Consider the following 23,612-nt stretch of genomic DNA (forward strand, 5'->3'; position numbering starts at 1 on the left):
CTTCACATGGCAGACGAAACCGCAACAGCCGCCGTCTACGGCGTTCAGCGTGTCGACCAGTGGAGCGGTCAGAACGTCGACATCGGCGCGCTGCGCTACGACCGCGGGCACCTCGAGGTGGTGTCCGCGGACCCGGACTACCGGACCTACCTGGCCGACGTCGTCGACACCGTGAACGCGACCGAGCAGTTGTCCATCATGGTTCCGCCGCCCCCCGACGCGGAACAGTTCAGCGTCTGGTTCCGCGACGTCGACCGCTCGGCCCCGGACTACCTCGAGGCGCTGCGCACGTACCTGGAACGTGATTTCGACCTGATCCTGGCGACGGAGTCGTCGCCCGGGTGAGCGGCTCCGGTTGACCATGGGAGCGCTCCCAGTTATGGTTCGATCTGCATCGATACGCGCTGGCCGCCGGGGCCTATAGCTGGCGACTGCGGCTGCGGGCTTCGGATGGTCACGCGACGGGCGACGCCCCCTCTGCCCCTCAACCGAAGCGGATCCCCATGCGAAGATTCAAGATCGCCAGCGCCATCTCCATCGTCGGCGCTCTCGCCGTCGCGCTCGTCATCACCGCCCTGCCGGCCAGCGCGGCCACCGCCGCGTTCACCATCGTGAACAACTGGGGCAGCGGATATCAGGGCAAGTTCACCGTCACGAACAACACGTCGTCGCAGATCACGTCGTGGCGGGTGCAGTTCGACCTGCCGGCCGGCTCGACGATCAACAACTCGTGGGGTGCGCAGCAGGCCACCTCGGGCAACCGGTACACGTTCACCAACGCGGCCTGGAACGGCGCGGTCGGCGCGGGCGCGTCGACGTCGTTCGAGTTCATCGTGAACGGCAGCGGCACCCCGACCGCCTGCACCATCGACGGCGCCTCGTGCGCGGGCGGCAGCGCACCGACCACCGCTCCCACGACCGCACCCACCACCGCGCCGACGACCGCCCCGACGGTCACGCCGACCACCTCGGCGCCGACCGGCAACACCCCGGTCGCCCGCAACGGGCAGCTGCGGGTGTGCGGTGCCGCGATGTGTAACCAGAGCGGTGCGCGGGTTCAGCTGCGCGGTATCAGCAGCATGTGGCTGAACTGGGAGACCCAGCCGTACGCGGAGAACCTGCAGGCGTTGACCTGGATGCGTGACAACTGGAACCTGCAGGTCATCCGGGCCGCCATGGGCGTCGAGCCGGAGGGTGCCTACCTGAGCAACCCGGCCAAGGCCAGGGGCCAGGTTGAGCAGATCATCAACAACGCGGTGACCGCGGGTGTGTACGTGATCGTGGACTGGCACGACCATGCGGCGGAGAACCACCGGGCGCAGTCGGTCGCGTTCTTCTCCGACCTGGCCCGGCGTTACGGCCACCTGCCGAACGTGATCTGGGAGCCGTACAACGAGCCGCTGCAGGTCTCCTGGACCAGCGTGATCAAGCCGTACCACGAGGCCGTCGTGTCCGCGATCCGCGCCGCCGACCCGGACAACATCATCGTGCTCGGCAACCCGACCTGGTCGCAGGACGTCGACGTCGCCGCGCAGAGCCCGGTCTCCGGCACCAACCTGATGTACACGCTGCACTTCTACTCGTGCACGCACGGCGCGGCCCTGCGCGCCAAGGGCGACGCCGCGATCCGGGCCGGGCTCGCGCTGTTCGTCACCGAGTGGGGCGCCAGCCACGCCGACGGTGGCCTCGACGGCCGGATCTGCCAGCCCGAGGCGCAGGCCTGGATCGACTGGATGCGCACCAACAGCATCTCCTGGACCGCCTGGAAGCTGGACGTCGGCACCGACACGACGAACCTGCTCTCGCCGGGCGCGCCGGTCACCGGCGGCTGGACCAACTACCTGCGCGGCCACGGACCGTTCGTGGTGCAGAACCTGCGGTAGTACCGATGTGACGGCGGACGCCGGCGACCCCGCCAGGGGCGCCGGCGTTCGTCATACCCGGAACTGGCTCACCAGCGCCCGGAGGCCGTTGCTGAGCTCGGACAGCTCCTGCGTCGCGTGTTTGATGTCGATGACGCCGCTGGTTGTGGTCTGCGTGCCCGAGGAGATGGCGGCGAGGTTGGCGGCGATGTCCGCCGAGTTCACGGTCGACGCGCTGATGGTGCGGCTCATTTCGTCGGTGGTGGCGGTCTGCGCCCGGACCGCCGCGGCGATGGTGGACTGGAAGTGACCCAGCCGGCCGGCGATCTCGAGGACCTCGGCGATCGCCTCGGTGGCGGTCGCGGTGTCCTGCTGGATGCTCTGCACCTTGGCGGTGATGCCGTCGGTGGCGCCCTCGGTCTCCTGCGCCAGTTCCTTCACCTCGCCGGCCACGACCGCGAAGCCCTTGCCCAGCTCGCCGGTCCGGGCCGCCTCGATGGTCGCGTTGAGGGCGAGCAGGTTGGTCTGCTGGGCGATCGCCGTGATGGCCCGGACGATCTCGCCGATCTCCTGGCTGGAGGTGGCGAGCCGGCCGATCACCTCCCGCGCCGCGTGCGCCGCGGTCAGGCTCTGCTCGCAGACCTGGCCGGCCTCCGCCGCGGTCCCGGCGATCCGCTGCAGCGAGGCGCCCATCGAGGACGTGCTCGCCTCCACCGTGCGCACGCCGGCGGCCACCTCGTCGGCGGCGAGCACCACCTCGCCGGACTCCCGCGACGTCGCCTTGGCCTCCACCATGATCTGGATCGCGGTGGTGGTGAGTTCCTCGCTGGCGTGCGCGACCGTGGAGGCCGAGTCGCCGATCTCGCGCACCGTCGCGGCGATCTTGTCGACGAACCGGTTGAAGGACCGGCTGACATCGGTGAACTGGTCGTGCCCGCCGGTCTGCAGCCGCCGGGTCAGGTCGCCGTCGCCCTCGGCGATGTCCGCGAGGCGATCCTGGAGCGCGCCCAGCGGCCGGATGATCGACAGTGCCAGGAGCACGGCGAGCAACACCGAGACGAGCAGGGCCAGGCAGCCCACCAGGGTGGCGACGTCGCGGGTGCGGTCGGCCGTCCGCTCCGCCCGGCGGTGCGCGTCGGCCTCCTGCTGCCGCGCGCTCGCCAGCAACCGGTCGACGCCGCCGGCGATCGTGGCGTACAGCTCGAGTCCCGGGCCGGCCACCAGGTGGTTGGCCTTCTCGGTCGCGGCACGGGTGCCGGCCCGGTAGGCCGCGATCACCTCGTCGTCCATGTCCGCGAACTGCTGGAAGGCCGTCCGGATCGTCGCCACGTCGGCCTGCTCGGCGGTGGTCAGCGGCAGCCCCGCGAGCCGGTCCACCTCGATGACGAAGCTGTCCATCGCGGCCAGGAACGCGGCCCGCTCGGGCGCCGTGTCGGCGGTCGCGTTGTCGGCGCCGCGCACGATGTTGAAGGCGTAGCCGGCCTGCCAGCCGCTGATGTCGGTGACCCGGAACTTGAGCTGCTGGGCGGCGTCGAGCTGGCCCTGCGACCGGGCCAGGGCGCGGGCCACGTCCCGGGTGCTGTCCGCCGACCACACCGCGGCCGCCCAGATGGCCACCACGCACAGCGCCATGAGCAGAAAACCCGCCACCAGACGCGTGGTGACCCGCATACGGCGAAGCAGCTTCACGTCCTGCCCTCCGTCGAGATGCTAACCCGGCGCCCCACCGGGGGATCCGCCAACGGGAAACTCCAGGTTCGTGTTTGCGTCAATGCACTACTTCTAGCCGGTCGCCGGGCCCGGCCGGTCGCACCATCGGACTCGACCCCGAGGAGGACCGATGGAGAAGTCAATTCCGCTGATCGGGCGGGACGACGCGATGCGGTGCTTCGTCCAGCTGCTCGGCCGGGCCGCGCCCGGCCGGCCCGTCGTGCTGGTCGTGGACGGGCCACCGGACAGCGGGCGGGCGCGGCTGCTGCGCGAGTTCGTCTCGGCCGGTCGAGGTCGGGGCGCCGCGGTGGCAGCCACCCGCGAGTTCGTCATCCTGGTGCGGGACCACCCGGAGCCGGTCGACGCCGGCGATCCGGACCGGCTGGCCGCGCGTGCACCGGTCCTGGTGGTGACCACCGGGCGTTCGTTATTCACCGGCATTTCGGCGGAGGTGCACCGGATCTGGCTGACACCGCTGACCGCTGCCGACGTCCAACGCCTGATCACCGCCCTGCTCGGAACGCGACCCGGCGAATGGCTGCTGGATCTCGCCCGGGCCGGGGCCGGCCGGCCGGGGGCGATCGTGCGGCTGATCACCGCCCTGCGGGAGGACGGCCGGACACCGGTGGCGCGGCTGCCGGAGCGCACGCGGGCGCGGCTGGCCGAGCGGGTGGCGACGCTGTCGCCGCCGGCCCGTCACCTCGTGCAGGCGGCCACCGCACTGCGATCCCCGTTCCCGCCCACCCGGCTGAGCGCCCTGCTCGGCCGCAGCCTGGTCACCCTGCTGCCGGACATCGAGGAAGCCCTGGACTCCGGGCTGCTGGTCACCCAGGGGGACACGCTGGCGTTCAGCCACGAACAGGTCCGGTTGATCGTCGAGGCGTCGATGCCCGTACCGGTGGTGGCGGCCCTGCGGCGCGAACAGCGGCAGCGAACGGCGCCGACCCGGCACCGGCCACCCCGGGAGGCGCCGCGCGAGGTGGACTGGGCGCTGCTCAGCGACCGCGAGCTGCAGGTCGCCGAGCTGGTCGGCATGGCGCTGACCAATCAGCAGATCGCGGTGCGGCTGAGCCGGTCGCCGCACACGGTCAACTACCACCTTCGTCAGATCTTCCGGAAGCTCGGGCTGGCGTCCCGCGTCGAACTCGTGTCGCACCTGCGGAAAAGGGAGGCCACCCGGTACCCGTAGAGCCAGTCGTGCGAATCCGGCGGCGCGGCCGCCATCGCGCGGTCCCGCGCCCGCTGCTCGTCGCCGTCCTCGAGGTGGAAGGCGCGGGCACCGGCCCGGGACAGCGCCGCCACCTCGTCGACCCGGTGCCTGCGCAGCGCCTCGAAGTGCGCGAGAGCGTCCGGGCGCCGCGCGCACCGGGCCAGCGTGGTGGCGTCCTCGACGGCCTGGGCCGCGCCCTGCGAGATGAACGGCAGCATCGGGTGGGCGGCGTCGCCGATCAGCACGACACGTCCGCGATGCCAGCGCGGGATCGGCGGCCGGTCGTGGAGTGCCCGTAGCTCGGCCTGACCGGCCAGCCCGATGAGCTCGCGGACGGCCGGATGCCACCCGTCGAACCCGGCCAGGAGTGCACCGCCGGTCACCCGGGTGGGCCGGGCCGGCGGGTCGGCGGCGGGCCCGACGACGACGAGGTTGAGATGCCTGCCGTGGTCGACGGGGTACGCGACGCAGTGCCGCTGCGGCCCCAGCCACACCGTCACCCGAGGCGGCGCCGCGATCGGCAGGACCGCGCGGGCCGCCACGAATCCGCTGTACCGCGGCCGGTCCTGGGCGACCAGGCCGCGGACCACCGAGTGCAGGCCGTCCGCACCGACCACGGTGCCGGGGTGTTCCACCGAACCGTCCGCGAAGCCGAGGCTCTCCTCGGTGACGGACACGCAGCGGCGGCCGAACTGGATGACCGCCCGGCGCAGGGCGCCGATCAGCGCGCCGCGCCGCATCGTGTAGTAGGGGACGTCGTAGCGGCCCAGGTCGGTGCGGGTGATCACGGCGTTGTCGTGCCAGCGGCGGATCTCGCGGTGGGCCGGGCGGGCCGCCGTGTCGAAGGCCGCGCCCAGGCCCAGCTCGCGCAGCTCGGCAGCGGCGTTGGGGGAGATCTGGATGCCGGCTCCCTCGTCCGGGAGCGCGGCCTGTTGCTCGAACACCACAGACTCGATGTCGCGGCGGGCGAGCGCGAGGGCGGCGGTCAGACCGCCGATGCCCGCGCCGACGATGGCGATCCGGTCCACGTTGCTGCCTTTCAGTAGTAGCGCAGGGCCCTGTCCCAGTTCTCGTCCGCGGTGAACAGGCCACGCGGTTTCATGACCTCCGGCAGCGCGGTCAGCACGGCGTCGGGCACGAGGGTGCCGGGTGGCACGGCGTCCACCCGGGCCTCGATCCCGTGGGCGGCGCCGACAGCCGCCCTCAGGTCGCGGGCCGCCGCGGCGCCGTGTTCCGGGGCCACCTCGATCTGCGCGTGCAGTCCGTCCGCGGTGTGCCGGGCCCGCCAGAACATCACCCCGTACCCGGCCGGCAGGCGGAACACCAGGTCCTCGAGTCCCACCTGGGTGAGGCCGGCGCCGGTGCCCGGGCGGCCGAGCACCCGGACGGTCGGCAGCGCCCAGCCGCACGGGCAGTCCGCATAGGTCACCTCCACCCGGTCGCCGAGGTGGTAGCGCAGCAGTGGCATCGCCTCCCGGAACAGCGGCGTGACCACGAGCTCGCCGGCGCCATCGGGCGTTGTCCGGCCGGTGGCCGGGTCGTGGACCTCGAAGATCGCCCGGTCCGCCCACAGGTGGAGATGCCCGTGCGGGCACTGGCCGGCCAGTCCGCCGGTCTCGCTGGCGCCGTATTCCTCCACCACCGGCGCGCTCCAGACCTGCGCGATGCGGGCGCGCCGCGCCGGGCTCAGCGGCTCACCGGCCACCAGCAACGCGCGCAGGGCCGGGAAGTCGCGGCCGGGCTGCAGGCCGGCCCGGGTCGCCGCGGCCGCCCAGAGCAGGGCATCGGTGGGCAGCGACCAGGTCAGCGTCACCTCGAGGTCGTGCAGGAGGCGGACCACCTTGGCGTACGGGGTGGCGAGCGACCGGTTGTCGGCCGGAACCACCGTCGCGCCGCAGGCCCGTGCCGCGGCGTGCGCCACGTGCCCGGTCAGCATCAACGCGTACGGCGTGCGGACCATCACCGTGTCCGACGGTGCGATGCCGATGTGCATGCGCGCGTAGCGGTCGATCAGGTCGGCCCAGTCCGCCTCGGTGTAGTAGGAGGCGGTCGGTGTGCCGGTGCTGCCGCTGGACTCGTGGTAGGTGGCCAGCCGCGACCGGTCCACCGCGAGCATGCCGAAGGGGTAGGCGTCGCGGAGGTCCGCCTTGCTGGTCAGCGGGTAGCCCGCGAGCTCGGCCGCGGTCGCCGGCACCGTGCCGCGCGCCCGGTAGAAGGGTGATCCGGCGGCCGCCGCCAGCGCGGCCGGCAACAGGGCGTCCTGCAGCTTCGCCAGCTCGGCGAAGTCGCCCCAGTCCCCGAGGCGCGGCCGGTCAGAGCTCATGGCACAGCTCGTCGATCGGATAGCCGACGTGCCGTTCCCGGCCGGGCAGGAAACCGAGCACCTCGTCGCCGGCCGTCAGCTCGGTCGTGTTGTGCACGACGCCGCCCGGCCCGAGCACCCGTACATGCCAGTCGTCCTGCACGATGAGGTTCAGCAGCTCCCCGCTCGGCGCCACGGCGTCGATGGCGAGCAGCGGCCGCGTCTCGATCTTGACACGGCCGACCGTGACCGGCCGGCTGCGGCCGTCCGCGCGCACCGCGAGCACCGTGGAACCCGCCTGCAGCTCGCACAGATAGCGCGTCCGTTCGTGGTCGGCCAGGGTGTACGACATGACCGCGCCGGCGTTGACCCGGAACGGGCGCATCGGCATATAGGGCAGGGGATGTGTCTCGCTGACACAGAGCAGCAGGCCGCGGGAGCGCGACCCCACCAGAATCCCCTCGTCCGGGCTCAGGTACGAGCAGGTGTCCACGCAGGCGCGCTCGCCCGAGCCGCAGTGCCGCACCCCGGTGACGGTGAGGGTGACCAGGTCGAGGTCGGGCGAGCGGTGCCGGACCACCTCGGTGAGCTTGGTGGCGTCGCCCGGGCCGCCGGGCCGCAGCAGCACCCCGTCCGGCCCCCGCTCCAGCACAGTCAGGTGCACCGAGGCCTCCTCGACCCCGCCGACCTCGGTGATGATCCGGCCGGACGCGCCGTCGGCGGCGGCCAGCACGATCTCCAGCGGGATGTGCGTCGGGTCGTGGAAGCGCAGCACCGTGAGCTCGTCCCGGCGGACCCGGTCGCAGGCCAGCTCCAGACTCGCGGCGTCGACGACGTCCACCCGGGTGCCGAGGCGCAGGTCCGGGCGGTCCACCATGGCCCGCCGGGCCGGGTCGACCAGCAGGACGTCGGCGGTGCCCGGATCGTCCGGCAGCTCGCCGGTGACGACGAGCACGCGGGTGATGGAGGGCGGCAGGCCGGCGAGATCCGCCGGGTCGTCCGCGACGATGGCGTCGAAACGCAGGTGCAGGGCCTCCTCGCTGACCTCGCGCCGCCACGGACCCGCCCCGCGCAGGTCCAGCCAGCACTCCCGGCCCGGCCGTGCCGCGCTCATCGGACGGCCGCCGGCGTGCGGTCGTGCACCACGGCGGCGAGCCGGCGCACCATGGCGCCCGGGTCCGCGGCGGTGAACACCAGCCGGCCCACCGCCACCCCCGCGGCGCCGGCGCGCATCGCGGCCGACATCCGGCCGAGGACGGCGTCCGGGTCGGATCCCGGATCGCCACCCGCGGCCAGCACCGGGGTTGCGGCACCCGCGAGGATCCGGGCCGTGGCCGCGGGGTCGTCCGGCAGCGCGGTCTTGACCAGGTCGGCGCCCAGTTCGGCGGCGACGGCGAGGGCGTGCGCCACCAGATCGGGGGCGCGGCCGTCGCGGACCGCGGGACCGCGCACGTACATCATCGCCAGCAGCGGGACGGACCAGCGTTCGCAGGCCTCCGCCACCGTGGCCAGGTGCGCGATCTGCGCCGCCTCGGTCCGGGAGGCCGCGTTGACGTGCACGCTGACGGCGTGCGCGCCGAGGCGCAGCGCCTCCTCCACGGTGGCCACCGGGTATTTCGCGTCCGGGTCGTGCGCCATCCGGGTGCTCGCGTTGAGCTGGCACACCAGGGACAGGTCCCGGAACCGGGCGGGCCGGACCCGGCGTGCGGCGCCCTTGTGCAGCACCACGCCGTCGGCGCCGTGCTCGGCCAACTGGCCGATCAGGGTGTCCAGGTCGCCGTCGGAGCGCAGCGGACCGGCGCCCACGGCGTGATCGAGGGGGATGAGGAGCAGACCGGAGCCGCCGCGGCGGCCGAGGTGGCCGAGACGCACGCGCCGCCCGAACGATTCGCTTGTGTACATACCATCTCCTTGGCTGGTGGTCGACACTGACGAAGTCCGAAGCTAACGACGCCGCCGATCCCGGCCTACTGCTCGAGAAGGTGGGCGGACTCCGGAATCCGGAGTCAATGCAGGTCGGCGCGCCGGTCGGAGAATTTCCCTGATCGAATGAGTAGTTGACAGCAAGATCAGCCATTCCTGATCATCACTCGGGCGGGTGAATCGTCGTTGTTCCCAACCATTACGCTCGTACTCAGGAAAGGGGCGCCCGATCGAAAAAACGCGCCACCACGGGGATTTCCGCACGCCGGACAGCTGTGCGAACCGCACGAACGGGTGTTATCCCGTTACCCGGGCGGCACGCACAATCGGCGTCCTACATCTCGTTGGGGGCGCAATGGAGATCTGCCATGGCGAATGGCGAGAACGGTCGGCGACCGGAGGCTCGCGGGCGTGACCTGGGACCTATTCGGACGGGAGCCGGAGATCCAGTTCCTGACCCGGATCATTGACGACACCGCGGCCGGCGCCGGTGGCTGGCACGTGCTGACCGGCCCGCCCGGGATCGGCAAGTCGCGGCTCCTGCAGGCCGTGCTCGCACCGGCCGCGGCCCGCGGCATCGCGGTCGCCAGCCGGGAGGCGTTCCGCCTGGATCCGGCCGTCCCGCTGGTGACCCTGACCGGCGCGCTGCGGGACTGCTCGCCGGAGACGTCCGCGTTCGCCTGGCTGGCGCGGCACGAGCCGGAACGAGCGGATCCGCTCGGCACCCTGCAGCGGCTGCGGACGTCGCTCGAGCAGGCGGCGCGGGAGAACCCCCTGCTGATCGTCATCGACGACGCGCAATGGATGGACGAACTGTCCGCGCTGGCCGTTCGCGAGCTGATCCCGGCCCTGGCGTCCTCGCCGGTGCGCTGGCTGTTCGCTCACCGCCCGCCGTCCGGTGCGGACCGGTCCACTCCCGGTCACCAGGTGGTCCGGTGGCTGCTGCGCGACGGCACTCCGCCGATCCGGTTGAGACCGCTGGACGAGACCGCCATCGCCCAGCTCAGCGCCCAGGTGGTCGGTGCCGAGGTGGACAACACGGTGGTGGCGCTGGCCGCGTCCTGCCTCGGCAATCCGCTGCGTACCGAGCAGTTGCTGCGGGCCCTGGTCCGGACCGGTCAACTCGTCGTGGTGCGCGGTGTGGGCTCGGTGGTCGGTGACGCCCTGCCGTCCGGTTTCGTCGATGCGGTCCGCGAGCTGCTCGAATCGCTGTCCGAGCCGGCTGCCTGGCTGCTGCGGTCGGTGTCGGTGTTCGATCGGCCGTTCGACATCGGGGAGGCGGCGCGCCTCTGCGGGCGTACGGCCATGGAGATGGCGCCGCTGGTCCGCGAGGCGATGGACGACTTTCTCGTCGAGGACCCCCTCGGCCGCCTGGCCTTCGCCCACGACCTGGTCCGGCAGGCGGTCTACAGCATGCTGCCCCGTTCCTTGCGTGAGCAGTTGCACCGCGACGTTGCGGCGATCACCCGGGACGCCGGCCGCCCGGTTTTGGAGGTTGCCGAACACCAGCTCAAGAGCGGCCGGTCGGGTGCGGCGGAGGCGGTTCGCCTGGTGCGCTCCACGGCTCGGGAGATTGCCCGGGTGGCGCCCGGTGCCGCGGCCGATGTCATGTTGCGGGCGCTGGACGCCGCGGATGCCGACGACCCGGGCCGGCTGCCGCTGATCGCCGACACGGTCGGCCTGCTCGCCGCCGCCGCGCGGCTGGAGGAGGCGCGCCGGCTCGGCGGCGAAAGCCTGGACGCCGGCCTGGACCCGCAGACCTCGGCGCTGCTGCAGCTCGGCCTGGCCGAGGCGTGCAAGCACAGCGGCCTGGACCGGCAGACCGTGGAGTACGCCGACGCGGCGCTGCGGCACCCCGAGATCCCGGTGCCGGTGCAGGCCCGCCTGCACGCGGTGCGTACGCATGCCCTCTGCTATCTCGGTGAGCTGGCCGGCGCCGACGACTCGGGCAGCCGCGCCGATACGCTCGGCCGGCAGAGCGGCGAGTCCGCGGCCGTGGTGTTCGGCCTGGCCGGGCGCAGCCTGGTCGCCTACACCGAGGGACGGCTGACCGATTCCCTGGCGCACGCCGAGGCCGCCGTCGAGCTCGCCGACCGGGAAGGCGGCGAGGCGGCCCAGCGTCACCCGCGGATCTGGCTGGGCGGTGCGCTGATCGCGCTCGACCGCTTCGACGAGGCCGCCGAGGTCATCAGCGCCGGGCGCCGGAAGTCCGACCGGTCCGGTGCGGCCTGGGCCGACCCGCTCTGGCATTACTTTCACACCGCCCTGCTCTACGCCCGCGGCCGGCTCGACGACGCCGGGGTGGAGGCCCAGTCGGGTCTCGCCGTGGCCGAGCAGCACGAGGCGAACGCCCTCGCGATGCCGCTGCTGGGCATGCTGCTGCGGATCGCGGTCCGGCGCGGCGACCTGAGCCGCGCGCAGGACCATCTCGACCACGTCCGCCGGCTGGCCGGCGACGGGGTGACCGCGGTGCCCGAGGACGTGCTGTGGGCCGAGGCGGTCCTGCTCTGCGCGAGCGGGGCGACGAAGGCCGCGTTCGACCTGCTCCGCGACTTCTACCCGAGGCTGCTCGAGCGGCCCGCGCTCTTCACGGCCGACCCGGCGTCGGCCGCTGAACTCGTTCGCATCGCCCGCCAGGCCGGCCACCCCGGCGAGGCGTCGATGGTCGTGGTGGCGACCCGGCGGTACGCCGACCGCAACCCGGGCTCGCGCTCCGCCACCGGTTCCGCCGCGCACGCCGCCGGTGTCCACCACAGTGATCTGGCCGGGGTGCAGCGAGCCGTCGCGGAGTTCCGGCGGGCGGACCGGCCGCTCGCCCTGGCCGCGGCCCTCGAGGACGCCGCGGCGCTCGGCGGCGACACCTATCCGGAGGCACTGTCCATCGTGACCCGCTGCGGCGCCGAGCGCGTCCGGGTGCGGATCGAAGCTCTCCTCCGGGAGCGCGGTGCCGTGGCGCCGCATGAAGCTGCCGAGGCGGCACCCTGTCTGCCGCAGCTCACCAAGGCCGAACGGCGGGTGGCGATCGAGGTGGGGGCGGGCCGCACGAACAGCGAGGTCGCTGAGGTCCTGTACATCTCGAAGCACACCGTGGACGCGCACCTGCGCAACATCTTCGCCAAGCTGGGCGTGCGGCGGCGGGCCGAGCTCGCCCGGATCGTCGCGCAGGAATGCCCGTCAATCACGTGAACACGTGATGTGCGGACGACCCGCGAGCGCCGAGCATGGCGGTGTACCAACCGCTCATCCGCACCGCCTGAGGGACGCACCATGCCGACAACTGCCATGCGTACGCCAGTGCTGGTGGCCGGTGCCGGCGTCGCCGGCTCGCTGACCGCACTGGAGCTGGCTCATCACGGTGTCCCGAGCATGGTGGTGGAACGCGCGGACGGCCCGGCCCGGATACCGGACCTGTTGCTGATCAGGGGCCGCAGCATGGAGCTGCTCCGTCGGCTGAACCTGTCCGGTGACCTGCGGGCGGCCGGGCTCGACCCGGACCACCCGCTGGACTTTCTCTGGTCCGCGGGGGTAGAACGGCCACCGGCGCTGCAGTGGCGGCTGCCGTCGGTGGCCGAACTACGCCGTCGGTACGCCGCGACCGCCGACGGCAATGCACCCATCGAGCCGTACGTGCTCATCTCCGGTTCCGGTCTGGTCGGCCGGTTGCGGCGGTCACTGCGCGAGCACCCGCTGATCGACCTGCGCACCCGCTGGACCCTCACCGATGTCGACGCCGGCCGGCACACGGTGCTCGCCACGGTGATCGACGCGGGCCGGGACGAGCGGCACGTGGTCGAGACCGGCTACCTCGCCGGCTGTGACGGTGCGGACAGCACCGTCCGCCGATGTGCCGGCCTCACCCTGGAGGAGCTCGGCCCGCCGGCACCACACCTGACCGTCCATTTCCGCAGCCCCGGGCTGGCCCGGCGATGGGCAAACCCGGCCGTGGTCGTCACCGGGCGAGCCACCGTGGTCGCGGGGCACGACGGCGACCTCTGCGTGGCCCACCTGCCGGTCCCGGCGGACGACCAGGCCACCGTGGTGAATCCGGCCGACCTGCTGCAGGACCGGCTCGGCCTCGCCGACGAGCAGCCGCGGATCGAGGCCGTCGTGCAGCGGGCCGGCGTGCCGTCGGTCGCGAGGTCCTACCGGCGGCATCGCGTGTTCCTCGCCGGTCACGCCGCGCACCAGGCCGAGATGCCCGACGACGTGGATGTCTGCATCGGCGACGCGGTCGGCCTCGGCTGGCGGCTCGCCGCGGCGGTGCACGGCTGGGCCGGCGACCGGCTGCTCGCCGGGTACCAGACGGAACGCCGCCGGCAGGCCCTGGCGGCCCGGGAACAGGCCCGCCGTAGCCTCACCGCCCGGCGCCGGCTGCAGCGGCTGGTCGAGTCCGAGGCGGACAGGCAGACGCTCGTGGCCGAGCTCCGCAACGGCCCACCTCAACTCGACCCGGCCGGCACCGGGCCGGCCGAGATGGCCGGTGTTCCCGGCTTCCGCCCGCCCGCCTTCCGGCTCGCCGGCGGCGACCAGCTTTTCGACCGGCTGGGACCCCAGTTCACGCTGATCGACATCACCCTCGGCGGGGAGGGTTCCGGACTGCTCAAGGCCGCCCAGGCACGCGGCATCCCGGTGCGGCACCTGCCGCTGGCCGCGGCGGCGGTGCCGGCCGGCTGGTCCGGCCGGCTCGTGCTGATCCGCCCGGACCAGCAGGTCGCGTGGTGCGCCGACGGGCCGCCGGCCGATTGCGACCGGGTGCTCGACGAGGTGACCGGCGAACGAGAGCAGTTATACGAGAACACGTGATGCGGCGATACCGCCGCCCCGGCGACGCTCGACTTCTCCCCGCCGATCTCGAATGGACAGAGGGACGATGTCGACGAGAATCACCGAGGCCGAGGACCTGGGGCGGAGCACGATTGCGGGCTGGTACACGCGGCTCGCGGAGAACCCCTGCCCTCGCCGCAACCACTGGCAGACGAAAGTCATCTACTACCGGGCGGTCGCCGAGTTGCTGGCTGCCGCACCGGGTCGCCCACTGACCTGGAAATGCGTTGTCGGCGCGGCCCGCCCGCGCGGCTGCCGCAGCACGTTCTACGAGGTGGCCGGCGCGCACGCACGGCACGGGATGATCGGCGATCTGATCGCCGACGGCAGTGCCCGCTCGATCGAGATCGCCTGGCGCTACCACCGGACCGACCCGGTGGAGCAGCTCATCGACGAAACCAAGGTGTGGTCGTTCTGGCCGTACCGGCAGTCCTACGCCACGGTGGCAGCCGATCCGGGCAACACGTCCGATGCGGTCCCCGGTGAGCTGCGGGACGCGCTGCTCGCCTGGGCCGGGTGCAACCGGTCCCTGGCGGCGGCGAACGGGTACCGGCCGCCGGCCTGTGCCGTCGAGGATCTGGCGGTGCTGCATCGGGGACGGCTCGCCGCCAGCCGGGCATTGAGCCGTCTCGCCGATGTGCTGCGCCAGGTTCACTGAACCTGGTGTTCGGCGCTCCAGCCGTTCGGGGCCGCCGGCAGCGGTGCGGTGAGCGCCTCGGCGACCTGCTCCTTCGGCACCGCGTAGGCCACGAGGGTGGCGGTGAGGTCCGGGGGCAGGTCGCCGCGGCCGGGACAGAACCAGGTGGTGTCCCAGGCGAGCACGCAGAGGCCCTGCAGTTGCAGGCCACCGGCGGTCCTGGTGAAGGCGATCACCGCGACGTCGTCCGGCTTGACGCCGTCGAAGGTGGCGTAGCCGCTGCGCGGCCGGCCGCCGGCCGGGCCGGATTCCGGCGGCTCACTGGCCGGCCGGGTGGTGGACGGCGCGGCGGCGGGCCGGTTACCGGCGGTGCCGTCGCTGCGGCCCAGCAGCACCCCGCCGAGAAACGCCGTTCCCAGGACGGCCAGGACGGCGATCACCGCCGCCACCGGAAGGTAGCGGTCGCGCCGCCTGGCCCGGAGCCGTCGCAGAATCCCCGCCACCGGTTCCCGCCGGCCGGCGCGACCGTCGGCCGCCCATCGTTGGAAGGCCGCCGCGCGGATCGGGCCGCCGGCCGTCGCCTTCATCCCGCCGAGCAGCAGGGCCAGCTGCTCGGAGTTCGCGCGGCCGGCCACCTCGACCGCGTGCTTCTCGGCCTGCGGATCACCGAGATCCTCCAGCCGCGGCCCGTACGCCGCCGTGAGCAGCCGGGTCAGCAACTCCTCCCGGAACGTCACCTCGACCTGGAACGCGGCGGCGTCGAGCGCTGCGGCGTCCAGGGCCGCCCGGACCAGGTGCCGCCGCTCCGCGGGATGCTGCTCCAGAGCCTCCAGCACCTGGTCGAACGCGCGCACGGTGGGAGCGTTCCGCAGCGCCGCGACCAGCTGCTGCTCCGGTGACGGCGCCGGGATGCCGGACCTCGCCTCGTACCGCTGGGGTGGAGCGGGCCGGGTCTCCGTCAGCACCGCCTTCGGGCGCGCTGCCTGCGCGGGTGCCAGCGGTGCGAAGCTGCGCTCGACGAGCTGCCGGCACAGCTGCGCAGCGGTGTCCGCCGCCGGCCCGGCGGCGAGCGGGTACGCCAGGTCGACGATGGTGCGCGGAACGTTACCCGTCGTGTACGGCCGCACCGGCAGGAACATGAGGTGCGGTGCGCGCTCCACGCCGGCGTCGTGCCGGTCCTCGTAGGTGGAGAAGCTGCGGTTGGGCAAGCCCGTCCGGGCGCACTCGTCGATCTCGAGCAGCGCCCAGATCATCACGAGCTTGATGTCCTCGGGACAGCCGATCACGCTGATCGGGACGTTCGGATCGGTGAGCAGCCCGGCGAGAATCGGCTTCAGCGTGTCGATGTTCTTCACCGCGGCCGGGTAGAAGTGGTTTTCGGCCTGCTTGAGCGTGTTGCCCAGCCCGGTATGGATCGGCTCCAGCGGCGCCACGGGCTCGTGGACCTGCCAGCCGGTCCAGAAGCTCAGCCCGAGCGCGGTCCGCGGGGTGAGCAGCTCGGACGGGCCGATCAGGGCGTGTGCGTTGTTGCGGCCCGCGCTCACCCCGGCGTCCACCCGGTTCAGCAGCGCGGCCTTCCCGTCCGCGAACGAGAAGTACGACAGGGCCCGTCTCGGCAGGTCCGCGTCGGCCAACGGCTGCAGCCGGATGTGCGCCTGGAGACGGTGTTGCCAGCGCAGATGCTCGTCCGGCCCGTCGAAGGAGTCGGCCAGCACCCGCTGCTCGCCGCCCTGCTGGGAGAAGCCGAAGAACACCTGGTCGATGCGCCGGTTGGGGAGCGGGCTGGTCATGGCAGTCCCACCTTTCCGGCGTCCGGGCCGGGGATCACGCCGGACATCGCGAGGATCGCGACCAGCGGCGCCAGCACATGGGCGGGACGGAAGCCGCGGGCGAACCGCTGTTCGCCGCCATGTCCCGGGGAGCCGGCCGGGCTGGCGTCGCCGCCGCTGGCCGAGACGAAGTGCAGGGTGCACCGGCGGAACGCTTCGAACGGCCGTAGCGAGCCGACGGCGCCCTGCCGGTGCAGGAAGGCATAGACGTCCCGGCTCTCGGCGTGGATACGCTCCGGGTCCAGGCCGGATCCGGCGTCGCGCCGCAGCCACCGGTCGACCGGCGGGACGTAGCGCATCCGGTCGGCCTTGGTCACCGCGATGGCCACCGGGAGATCGGCATTCCCCGGCACGCCGAGCAGCCGCTCGACGGCGAGCTCGAACGACCAGCCCGGATTCACCGCACCGGTGGCGCCGGCGTCCGCCGAGTCCTCCAGCGCGTGCACGAAGATCACCGCGTTCGCGCTGAGCAGGAACCGGGTCGACCGGTTCAGCGTGTCGGTGCTCTGCAGGTCCTCCCCGGCCACGTCGAAGAAGGTCACCGGCCGGTCGCCGCCCTGCCCGCGTACCAGCAGGATGTCGGCCGCCTCGGTGATGCCGGTGCTGGTACCCGCCAGCGCGGCGCCCTGCTCGAACGGCTTCACGAACTGCTGGTGGAAGTTGCGGTGCCGGCGGAAGTCGAGTGCCGAGGTGCTGATGCCGTAGCCGGCCAGACCCTGCTCGTACGCCTCCCGGATCATGGCGGTGAGCAGGTGGGTCTTGCCCGCCATGGGCGCGCCGACCAGCCCGACGACGAGCGGATCCGCGTAGTCCGCGTAGGTGGCCGGCAGATAGTGCGGCGCCATGTCTCCCGCGGGATTCGGGCACTGTATGTAGCCGCCGCGGCGCGCCCCCTCCCGCTTGGCAGCGCTGAGGCGGCTTACGTCGAGCGGCTTGTACATGGCCGTTCCCTCGTCGAAGACGAGCACCGTGCCGCCGGCCGGCCACGGAAACTCGTCCGCGCAGACCGGGCAGCGCACGATGCGGATGGCCGGTTGGAGTGTCGCGGTCATTGCCCACCTCCCAGGAGCCGTCGCCAGCCGCGCCGGCCGTTCGGCGGCGGGGTGTGCGGTGGCCCGGCGGGCGGCGGCACGCCCTTGCGACCGCGGGCCTCGTCGAACATCCGGTAACCCTCCGCCAGCGCGGACCGCGGATCGGCCAGCCGGACCGGCGGCACCGCCCGGCGGGTCATCGCGCTCAGCAGCTCGGCCGCCGACGGCCTCTGGTCGACCGGCTGGAACACCCGGCCGAGGCGTTGCCGCAGTCGTTCCGGGTCGGCGGCCTGGTCCGCCGGCGCCGCGAGCGCCTGCGGGCCCAGGACGAGCTCCCGGATGAGCACGGCGGCGGACCACACGTCGTCGCGGGCATCCGTGAGGCCGACGCCATGCAGGCGTTCCGGGGACTGCCACGGCCCGGAACCGGTGTGCCGGGGCTCGCCGGCCAGCTGGGCCCGCTCGAAATCGACCAGTTGCACGGTGGTGCCGTTCCAGCGCAGCGAGTCCAGGCTCAGCGCGCCGTGCACGACCCCGGCCCCGGCGATCAGGTGGAGCACACGCAGCATGCCGACCTGGAACTCCCGCTGCCGGTCCGGATCCAGGGCCCGGACCACCTCGGTGGCGGGCTGCCCGAGGTAGGGCCGGAGCAGAACGAACGGCTCCTCGACGTCCACGTTGTAGCCGACCAGGGTGGGCAGTTCGGCGCACCGGCCGCCGATCACCCGGGTCAGGTGCGCGATCACCCGGATCTCGTTGTCCAGCAGGTCGTAGAGGCGCCGCTCGCGGCGGCCGGCCTCGGCAGGCACGGACTTGCGCAGGAAGGTCGCGTCGTTCGGGCCGGTGACGAGCCGCTGCTCCAGCATCGATCCGGGGGTCGCGAACGGGCCCCGCTCGGCGAGCCGCACCCGGTGCAGGACGCCGTTCACGTCCCGGCACAGCACCTCTTCCTCGCCGGTCACAGCGGGCCACCGTCCCAACCCCAGCGCACCGACTCCGGCCGCAGCGGCAGCAGCCGCAGGGCGCCGATGAACTCGCTCCCGCGGGTCCAGACGATGTGCGGGTCGTCGGCCACCCGCTGGTCGGTGGGCTGCAGCCGCAGCACGTGCAGGAGCCGCTGCGGGGCGAAGCGGAGGAAGCCGGCCGGCACGGCGTTGCTGAGGAACTCGAGCTGTTTCTCGTCACACAGCTGGGCCATCGGATCTCCGGCCCGGCACAGCAGCGCGTCCCGGGCGGTGGCGGAGGCGGTCCACGCGCGCATCATCATCGCGTCGCGCGGTCCGGGATCGGCATCCGGGTTGAACGGGCTGGCCGGACCGTTCCGGTCGAGGTGCTCCCGGTAGTCGGTCAGCAGCCGGCTGAACCGCCGGCGGACGTCCGCGCCGGCCGATCCGTGCGGAGCCCCGCCGGCCGCCCAGGTCGCACCGAGCGCGGTACGGCAGAGGTCCACCAGGTCGCCGCGGATCACCTGGGACAGTTCCGGGCGGGCCGGCGTCCGGCCGTTGACCAAGGTGCCGGGCAGTTCCTCGTCCAGTACCTGCCGGAGAACCTCGACGCCACCGGCGGCGGCCCCGGCCGCGGCGGAGGCCGCCCGGTGGCGGCGCATCGGCTGCCATTCGGTGACACAGGCCTTCGCGTTGCTCTGGTCGAGCGCGGTGACGACGGTGTCCAGCTCGGCGAGCGGCAGCTGCCCGCTCCATTTCCTGGCGGCCGTCCGCCAACCGGTCGCCGCGACGACCAGCGCGAGTACCACGAAGGCGCCGAGCGCGCCGAACGAGACGGCCGCGGACGGTACCTCGGGCAGGTCGGTACGGGCTTGGCGCAGCACGTAGCCCACCGCAACGCCGAGCAGGGCGCTGAGCCCGTACGTCGCCAGCGCCGCCGGCGCGGACCGCCGGAAACCGCGCTCGCCGCCGGACGCGGGCCGCCGCGCCAGGAGCAGCCAGCCGGCGTTGGTCCAGACCAGAGCGAGCAGCAGTCCCAACGGCAGACCGTCCGGACCGGACCCGGCCAGCAGGACGATCGCCAGGCAGGTCAGGGTGATCAGCGGCAGCGTCCACAGGCTCAGCGGCCAGCGCGGGAACCGCGGCAGGTCGCCGGCCGGCACCGACGTCCGGCGGACCCGGTCGTGCAGCGCGCTCACCCCCTGCGGAGCGCTGAACGCCGCCGCCGCCTGCAGCTCGCCGGCGAGGTCGGGCAGGGTCACGCCGTGGGACAGACGCTCGTCGACCAGGCGCCGCAGGCCATCCATGATCCGCGCGTCGTCCGGCGGGCGCGGTTCAGCGACGCCGAGCGCGATCATGTCGGTCATCGGCGGCCGGCCCTCCTCGAGGTGGCCGTCCATGTCGTTGAGCAGCCGGTCCAGGGCGTCCCGGTACGCGCCGGCCGCCTGCGTGGTGGTCCGCAGCACGGTGCCGGCGGTGGCCGTCGGGCGCTCCGGCCCGAGCAGCCGCCAGCTCTGGCCCAGCGCCCGCACGGTTTCCGCGGCCCGGGTCAGGTGCCGTTGCGCGTCCCGGGCGCGGGTAGCGATGGGCGCCGTGAGTATCGGGCCGGCCGGGTCGTGTTCGGAGCCCAGCCCTCGTACGGCGCCGGCGAGCTCGCGCGAGACCTCGTCGCCGGGCCGGCACAGCCGCCGGGCCGCCTCGGCGGCCGCGTCGCCGACCGTGGCGATGTCGACCGGATCCTGGGCCAGCCGCAGGCCGGGCGAGGACACCGCGCCCGGCAGGTCCGCGGCCGCGGACAATACGGCGTCGAACACCTCGGTCACCTGCAGCAGGGCGAGGAGGTTGCCGAGGTCGGGCGCCCCGGCCCCGGGGAACCGGGGCGCCCCCTGCGGCGACCAGCACAGGCCCGCCGGGTCGCCGGCCCAGAGGACCGCGGTGCGGCGTTCGCCGTCCGGCCGCAGCCCGGGCGGCAGCGTGAGCGCCACGCCGTCGACCGAGGCTTTCGGCCCGGCGTCACCGACGGCCACGCAGATCAGCCCGAGAACCGTACGGCGGCCGATCAGATCCTGGTAGATGTCGAGGTGCTGGAGCACGGTGCGGGCGTCGTCGAGAACGACGATCCGTCCTTCGACGCGGGCCGGCGGCTCCGGGTCACGCCGGCGCAGGTCGAGCAGCGTCACATTCATGTCACTGTCCCAGTCCGAAGGCGGCCTCGACGTGTTCGCGCAGTTCGAGCAGGCTCCGATCGGACGTGCCGACCGGCATGCTCAGCGCCGCCGGCATCGTCTGGAGCCAGAACTCGCGGATCACCGCGAGCTGCGGATCGCGGCTGAGAACCCGGTTCTGCTCGGCCTCGGAGAGCTTGTGTGCCTCCTTCACGGCAATGTCGGCGATGGCCACAAACTCCGGCTTCGGGGGCTGCGGCGACTGATCGGCGTTCTCCAGGCTCTGCGACATCAGGTTCGCGGCCAGGTCGCGGCGGCTGCGGTCGTCGTCGTTCAGGATCCATTGCTCGTACGCCTGAAGCACGCTGGCCCACGACGAGAGGGTGCCGAGCGCGGACAGCCGGAGCCGCATCATCGTGGCGCCGCCGGCGCCGATCCGCAGTTCGATGGTCTCCGGGCTGTTGATGTTCCCCGTGACCTTGATCCGGCCCTCCCATGCCGCGCAGAGCAGGTGGTGCAGTACGAACTGTCGGTCCTCGCGGCTCATCAGCCGGTAGCCGGCCTCCGGCTTGAGCCGGCGCCGCCAGGTGAGGTAGTCGTGCGGGTGGGGGCTGCGCTGGGCCTCGGACCACAGCTTGATGACCCGGCGTACCTCGGGCACCTCGGTGACGCCCATCGCGCTGCGCATCAGCACGACCACCATCGACTCGCCGGGCACCGCGCGGAACTCCGGTTCGCCCTGCATGTCGATCGGCAGCGCGACCTCCTGCCGCAGGAACCGTTCGATGTCGCGGTTCTCCTGGGCGGCGGGATAGGTGAACAGGGTCTTGAAGGGTTTCTGCCCGTCCGGGGCGAACCCGCCGGGAACGAGTTCGGCGAGCTTCTGCCGGAACCGAGTGAGGTCGTCGTCGGTGACGTTGCGGCTGCGGCCCAGCACGGCGCTGGATAGCAGGTCCTCCATGTGCGGGATGAGCGCGGGACGGTCACTGCCCGGCGGGCGCAGCTGCTCGGTCACGGCGTGCTTGATCCGCTGGCGGACGTAGCCGACGGCGTCGAGCGGGTCGGCGCGGCCCGCCTGGTACGCCTCCGCCCAGCCGTCCGACCCGAGCAGCACGTGGAGGATGTGGCCCTCGTGCGGATTGGGCGGCAGTTGCTGGGAGTACTGCTGCTTCATCCGGTCGAGCACGGTCTGGTAGAAGCCCTCCAGCCCGCGGTTCTCGGCGGGCAGCAGATAGGCGACGCCGACGCGTGCCTTGTAGAGGTCCCTGGACCGGGCGTCGAACTGCTGCCGGTCCTCGCGGGCGTGGGTGCGGAACTGTTCGTGGACCGCGGTGAACTCGTCGACGAAACCCTGCCAGGGGCGGTCCCAGAGCCGGCGGCTGTCGTTCCAGCCCGCGTTGTACAGCCGGCGGGTCTGCCAGTTGTACCAGAGGTCCTGCCGGCGGATCGCCTGGCTGACGGCCGGGTCGGTGATGCGCAGCCGGTGCGCCATCCGGCGCCGGAGGTTCTCCGGCGGCGGGGGAGCGGTGGGCTGCAGGCCGGTCGGCGTCGGCGGTGGGGACGCCCAGTTCTCCAGCAGTGTCCGGAAGCCGCCGCGGTCCACCGGCTCGGTCAGCTCGGGGTGCCCGAAGACGACCCGCCGTGCCCGGAACAGGTCGACGTCGCGCAGCAGGATCTTCGTTGCGGTCACCGGCTGGATCTTCTGTGCGGTCTCCGCGACGGTTCCCGGCAGGCTCTGCTGCATGCGTTCCACGTTGGCCGCCATGGTGTTGGCCCGGTCCGTGAGCCAGCCCAGCACCGCCTGGTAACCGACCGGGTTCTGGTGCGGCGGGATACGGTTCGGCGGAGCCTCCAGCATGGTGTCGAGCCCGGCGTTCGCAATGAAGTTGCGGATGTGGCTCTTGTTGCTCTCGGCGGCGCCCGGCGGCCGCAGCAGCTCCTCGACGCCGTTGGCCAGCAGATGGTCGGCGACGATGTCGGTGATCTCCAGCAGCGGCGTGGTCAGCGCGGCGACCGCGCTCGTGGTGACGCCGCGCCGGCCGACGCCGGTGTCGGACATCGGGTTGCGCTCCACCTGCCGGTTGATGAAGTCGTCGGCGAAGGTGGGGTAGTTCGCCTGGGTGCCGGGCTTCGCCTGCTCGTCCGGCGGCTCGGCACTGAGCAGCGAGTCCATCAACGACACCATGGACCGGTGCAGATCGTCGCGGCGTACGCCACCGACCGGCCGCCCGAACAGGAACGCCGTCTGGATCATGCTGGGCGGCAGCTGCACCACCTCGGAGCCGGGATAGCGCACGGCGACGGTGTGATGGACACTGTCCGCGTCGTAGTACGTCGCCGAGCCCTGCGCGTTCTGGTCGTCGACCAGCCGGAACAGCTCGATGAGCGCGGAACCGGCGTTCAGTTCGGCCGGGCGGCCACCGCCCTGGACCTCCTCGAACGCCGACGGCATCAGCACCAGCGGGTAGATCTCGGCGCGCTTGCCGCCGCGCACCATCATGTCGCCGATCAGCTGCAGGTAGTCGTAGAAGATGCCGCTGCCGGTCCCGCCGGCCACCGAGAACACGACGAACACCAGGATGGTGTCGAGCCGCTGTGTCCCGCCGCTGAGCGCCTTCAGGTCACCGGCGGACTTGTTGATGTCGGACAACGCCTCGCGGAGCCCGGCCAGGGCGGTGTCCCGGTTGCGGCGCAGCGTCTCGAACAGCACCGCACGGCCGACCGTGGGCAGCTGTCCCGCACCGCGCAGCAGCGGTCCGACCCGGGGATCGGTGTCCCGCGGCGGCAACCATCCGACGGTCTGTTCGTCCAGGTTGATCCGCAGGCTCTGCGCCACCTCGGCGGAGTTGCCCAGGCCGGCCGGCACCAGATCGGTGATCAGCCGCATGGTCTTCTGCGCCGCCTGGTCGTACTCCCGGCCGGGCACCACGTCCCGGCGGACCCGCTGTAGCTCGGCGGCGCTCAGGTCGGCGTACACGAACTGCAGGCAGGACGGCAGCTGAAACGGCAGCATCGGGCGATTGGGCATGCGGGGCAGCAGGGCGGTTCCGTCCGGGCCGCACAACCCCTCCCGCAGGCGTCGTTCCAACTCGGCGCCGACCTTGCAGCCGGTGCCGCCGAGACCGACGAACAGCATCGGCTGGTGGATCTTCTTCATGGGTACAGTCCTCCGGTC

16 protein-coding genes are annotated in these 23,612 nt (G+C 72.8%); 6 read left to right on the forward strand and 10 right to left on the reverse strand.

Annotated elements, in window-relative coordinates; translation table 11 throughout:
* Positions 1-6: 6 nt before the first annotated feature.
* Together Ari01nite_RS10325 and Ari01nite_RS10330 are read left to right on the forward strand one after the other, a co-directional pair.
* On the forward strand, positions 7-345 hold the full coding sequence (locus Ari01nite_RS10325) for a hypothetical protein (RefSeq protein ID WP_203780935.1): 339 nt from the start codon (positions 7-9) through the stop codon (positions 343-345).
* Positions 346-503: 158 nt separating this feature from the next.
* Entirely contained in the window at positions 504-1,883 is a 1,380-nt protein-coding gene (locus Ari01nite_RS10330) for a cellulase family glycosylhydrolase (protein WP_203780936.1), read from the forward strand.
* Between the two features lie 51 nt (positions 1,884-1,934).
* On the opposite strand, the gene Ari01nite_RS10335 is transcribed toward Ari01nite_RS10330, so the two are convergent.
* Positions 1,935-3,551 (reverse strand): methyl-accepting chemotaxis protein, encoded by a 1,617-nt coding sequence (locus Ari01nite_RS10335; RefSeq protein ID WP_203780937.1) that lies wholly within the window; start codon positions 3,549-3,551, stop codon positions 1,935-1,937.
* Between the two features lie 151 nt (positions 3,552-3,702).
* Between Ari01nite_RS10335 and Ari01nite_RS50850 the strand changes: the two genes are divergently transcribed.
* Positions 3,703-4,761 (forward strand): helix-turn-helix transcriptional regulator, encoded by a 1,059-nt coding sequence (locus Ari01nite_RS50850; RefSeq protein WP_275410838.1) that lies wholly within the window; start codon positions 3,703-3,705, stop codon positions 4,759-4,761.
* Here Ari01nite_RS50850 and Ari01nite_RS10350 read toward each other — a convergent pair.
* From Ari01nite_RS10350 to Ari01nite_RS10365, 4 genes are read right to left on the reverse strand one after another with little or no spacing between them, the layout of a single operon-like run.
* Positions 4,677-5,810, reverse strand: a complete 1,134-nt coding sequence (locus tag Ari01nite_RS10350) for an FAD-dependent monooxygenase (RefSeq protein ID WP_203780939.1) — start codon at positions 5,808-5,810, stop codon at positions 4,677-4,679. The genes Ari01nite_RS50850 and Ari01nite_RS10350 overlap by 85 nt on opposite strands.
* A gap of 11 nt (positions 5,811-5,821) precedes the next feature.
* Positions 5,822-7,105: an AMP-binding protein gene (locus tag Ari01nite_RS10355; protein ID WP_203780940.1), complete on the reverse strand. Its 1,284-nt coding sequence runs from the start codon at positions 7,103-7,105 to the stop codon at positions 5,822-5,824.
* Positions 7,095-8,198, reverse strand: a complete 1,104-nt coding sequence (locus Ari01nite_RS10360) for a 3-dehydroquinate synthase II family protein (protein WP_203780941.1) — start codon at positions 8,196-8,198, stop codon at positions 7,095-7,097. The genes Ari01nite_RS10355 and Ari01nite_RS10360 overlap by 11 nt, the downstream gene beginning before the upstream one ends.
* A complete protein-coding gene (locus tag Ari01nite_RS10365; protein WP_203780942.1) occupies positions 8,195-8,986 on the reverse strand; it encodes a 2-amino-3,7-dideoxy-D-threo-hept-6-ulosonate synthase in 792 nt (263 codons plus the stop codon). Before Ari01nite_RS10365 ends, Ari01nite_RS10360 begins: the two co-directional genes overlap by 4 nt.
* Positions 8,987-9,418: 432 nt before the next feature.
* Here Ari01nite_RS10365 and Ari01nite_RS10370 point away from each other — a divergent pair, with 432 nt between their 5' ends.
* The 3 genes from Ari01nite_RS10370 to Ari01nite_RS10380 all read left to right on the forward strand — a co-directional run bounded on the left by Ari01nite_RS10370 (position 9,419) and on the right by Ari01nite_RS10380 (position 14,489).
* Positions 9,419-12,193 (forward strand): ATP-binding protein, encoded by a 2,775-nt coding sequence (locus tag Ari01nite_RS10370; RefSeq protein WP_203780943.1) that lies wholly within the window; start codon positions 9,419-9,421, stop codon positions 12,191-12,193.
* Positions 12,194-12,274: 81 nt separating this feature from the next.
* Positions 12,275-13,810 carry an FAD-dependent monooxygenase gene (locus Ari01nite_RS10375; protein WP_239162635.1) on the forward strand — a complete coding sequence of 512 codons (1,536 nt, stop codon included), beginning with the start codon at positions 12,275-12,277 and terminating at the stop codon, positions 13,808-13,810.
* Between the two features lie 67 nt (positions 13,811-13,877).
* On the forward strand, positions 13,878-14,489 hold the full coding sequence (locus Ari01nite_RS10380; protein WP_203780944.1) for a hypothetical protein: 612 nt from the start codon (positions 13,878-13,880) through the stop codon (positions 14,487-14,489).
* Here the strand turns inward: Ari01nite_RS10380 and Ari01nite_RS10385 are convergent.
* From Ari01nite_RS10385 to Ari01nite_RS10405, 5 genes are read right to left on the reverse strand one after another with little or no spacing between them, the layout of a single operon-like run.
* Positions 14,483-16,258 (reverse strand): hypothetical protein, encoded by a 1,776-nt coding sequence (locus Ari01nite_RS10385; RefSeq protein WP_203780945.1) that lies wholly within the window; start codon positions 16,256-16,258, stop codon positions 14,483-14,485. The two genes, Ari01nite_RS10380 and Ari01nite_RS10385, sit on opposite strands and share 7 nt — an antisense overlap.
* A complete protein-coding gene (locus Ari01nite_RS10390; RefSeq protein ID WP_203780946.1) occupies positions 16,255-17,349 on the reverse strand; it encodes a hypothetical protein in 1,095 nt (364 codons plus the stop codon). Before Ari01nite_RS10390 ends, Ari01nite_RS10385 begins: the two co-directional genes overlap by 4 nt.
* On the reverse strand, positions 17,346-18,290 hold the full coding sequence (locus Ari01nite_RS10395; RefSeq protein WP_203780947.1) for a BUD32 family EKC/KEOPS complex subunit: 945 nt from the start codon (positions 18,288-18,290) through the stop codon (positions 17,346-17,348). Before Ari01nite_RS10395 ends, Ari01nite_RS10390 begins: the two co-directional genes overlap by 4 nt.
* Positions 18,287-20,458: a hypothetical protein gene (locus tag Ari01nite_RS10400; protein WP_203780948.1), complete on the reverse strand. Its 2,172-nt coding sequence runs from the start codon at positions 20,456-20,458 to the stop codon at positions 18,287-18,289. Before Ari01nite_RS10400 ends, Ari01nite_RS10395 begins: the two co-directional genes overlap by 4 nt.
* A gap of 1 nt (position 20,459) precedes the next feature.
* Positions 20,460-23,594 (reverse strand): tubulin-like doman-containing protein, encoded by a 3,135-nt coding sequence (locus Ari01nite_RS10405; RefSeq protein ID WP_203780949.1) that lies wholly within the window; start codon positions 23,592-23,594, stop codon positions 20,460-20,462.
* Between the last annotated feature and the right edge of the window lie 18 nt (positions 23,595-23,612).

The organism is Paractinoplanes rishiriensis (genome assembly GCF_016862375.1).
GTDB lineage: Bacteria > Actinomycetota > Actinomycetes > Mycobacteriales > Micromonosporaceae > Actinoplanes > Actinoplanes rishiriensis.

What these genes read in the sequence shown, in the direction of transcription:
- Ari01nite_RS10325 (WP_203780935.1), top strand. Translation starts at nt 7, where the DNA reads ATGGCAGACGAAACCGCAACAGCCGCCGTCTACGGCGTTCAGCGTGTC.
- Ari01nite_RS10330 (WP_203780936.1), top strand. Translation starts at nt 504, where the DNA reads ATGCGAAGATTCAAGATCGCCAGCGCCATCTCCATCGTCGGCGCTCTC.
- Ari01nite_RS50850 (WP_275410838.1), top strand. Translation starts at nt 3,703, where the DNA reads ATGGAGAAGTCAATTCCGCTGATCGGGCGGGACGACGCGATGCGGTGC.
- Ari01nite_RS10355 (WP_203780940.1), bottom strand. Translation starts at nt 7,105, where the DNA reads ATGAGCTCTGACCGGCCGCGCCTCGGGGACTGGGGCGACTTCGCCGAG.
- Ari01nite_RS10360 (WP_203780941.1), bottom strand. Translation starts at nt 8,198, where the DNA reads ATGAGCGCGGCACGGCCGGGCCGGGAGTGCTGGCTGGACCTGCGCGGG.
- Ari01nite_RS10365 (WP_203780942.1), bottom strand. Translation starts at nt 8,986, where the DNA reads ATGTACACAAGCGAATCGTTCGGGCGGCGCGTGCGTCTCGGCCACCTC.
- Ari01nite_RS10375 (WP_239162635.1), top strand. Translation starts at nt 12,275, where the DNA reads ATGCCGACAACTGCCATGCGTACGCCAGTGCTGGTGGCCGGTGCCGGC.
- Ari01nite_RS10380 (WP_203780944.1), top strand. Translation starts at nt 13,878, where the DNA reads ATGTCGACGAGAATCACCGAGGCCGAGGACCTGGGGCGGAGCACGATT.
- Ari01nite_RS10385 (WP_203780945.1), bottom strand. Translation starts at nt 16,258, where the DNA reads ATGACCAGCCCGCTCCCCAACCGGCGCATCGACCAGGTGTTCTTCGGC.
- Ari01nite_RS10390 (WP_203780946.1), bottom strand. Translation starts at nt 17,349, where the DNA reads ATGACCGCGACACTCCAACCGGCCATCCGCATCGTGCGCTGCCCGGTC.
- Ari01nite_RS10400 (WP_203780948.1), bottom strand. Translation starts at nt 20,458, where the DNA reads ATGAATGTGACGCTGCTCGACCTGCGCCGGCGTGACCCGGAGCCGCCG.
- Ari01nite_RS10405 (WP_203780949.1), bottom strand. Translation starts at nt 23,594, where the DNA reads ATGAAGAAGATCCACCAGCCGATGCTGTTCGTCGGTCTCGGCGGCACC.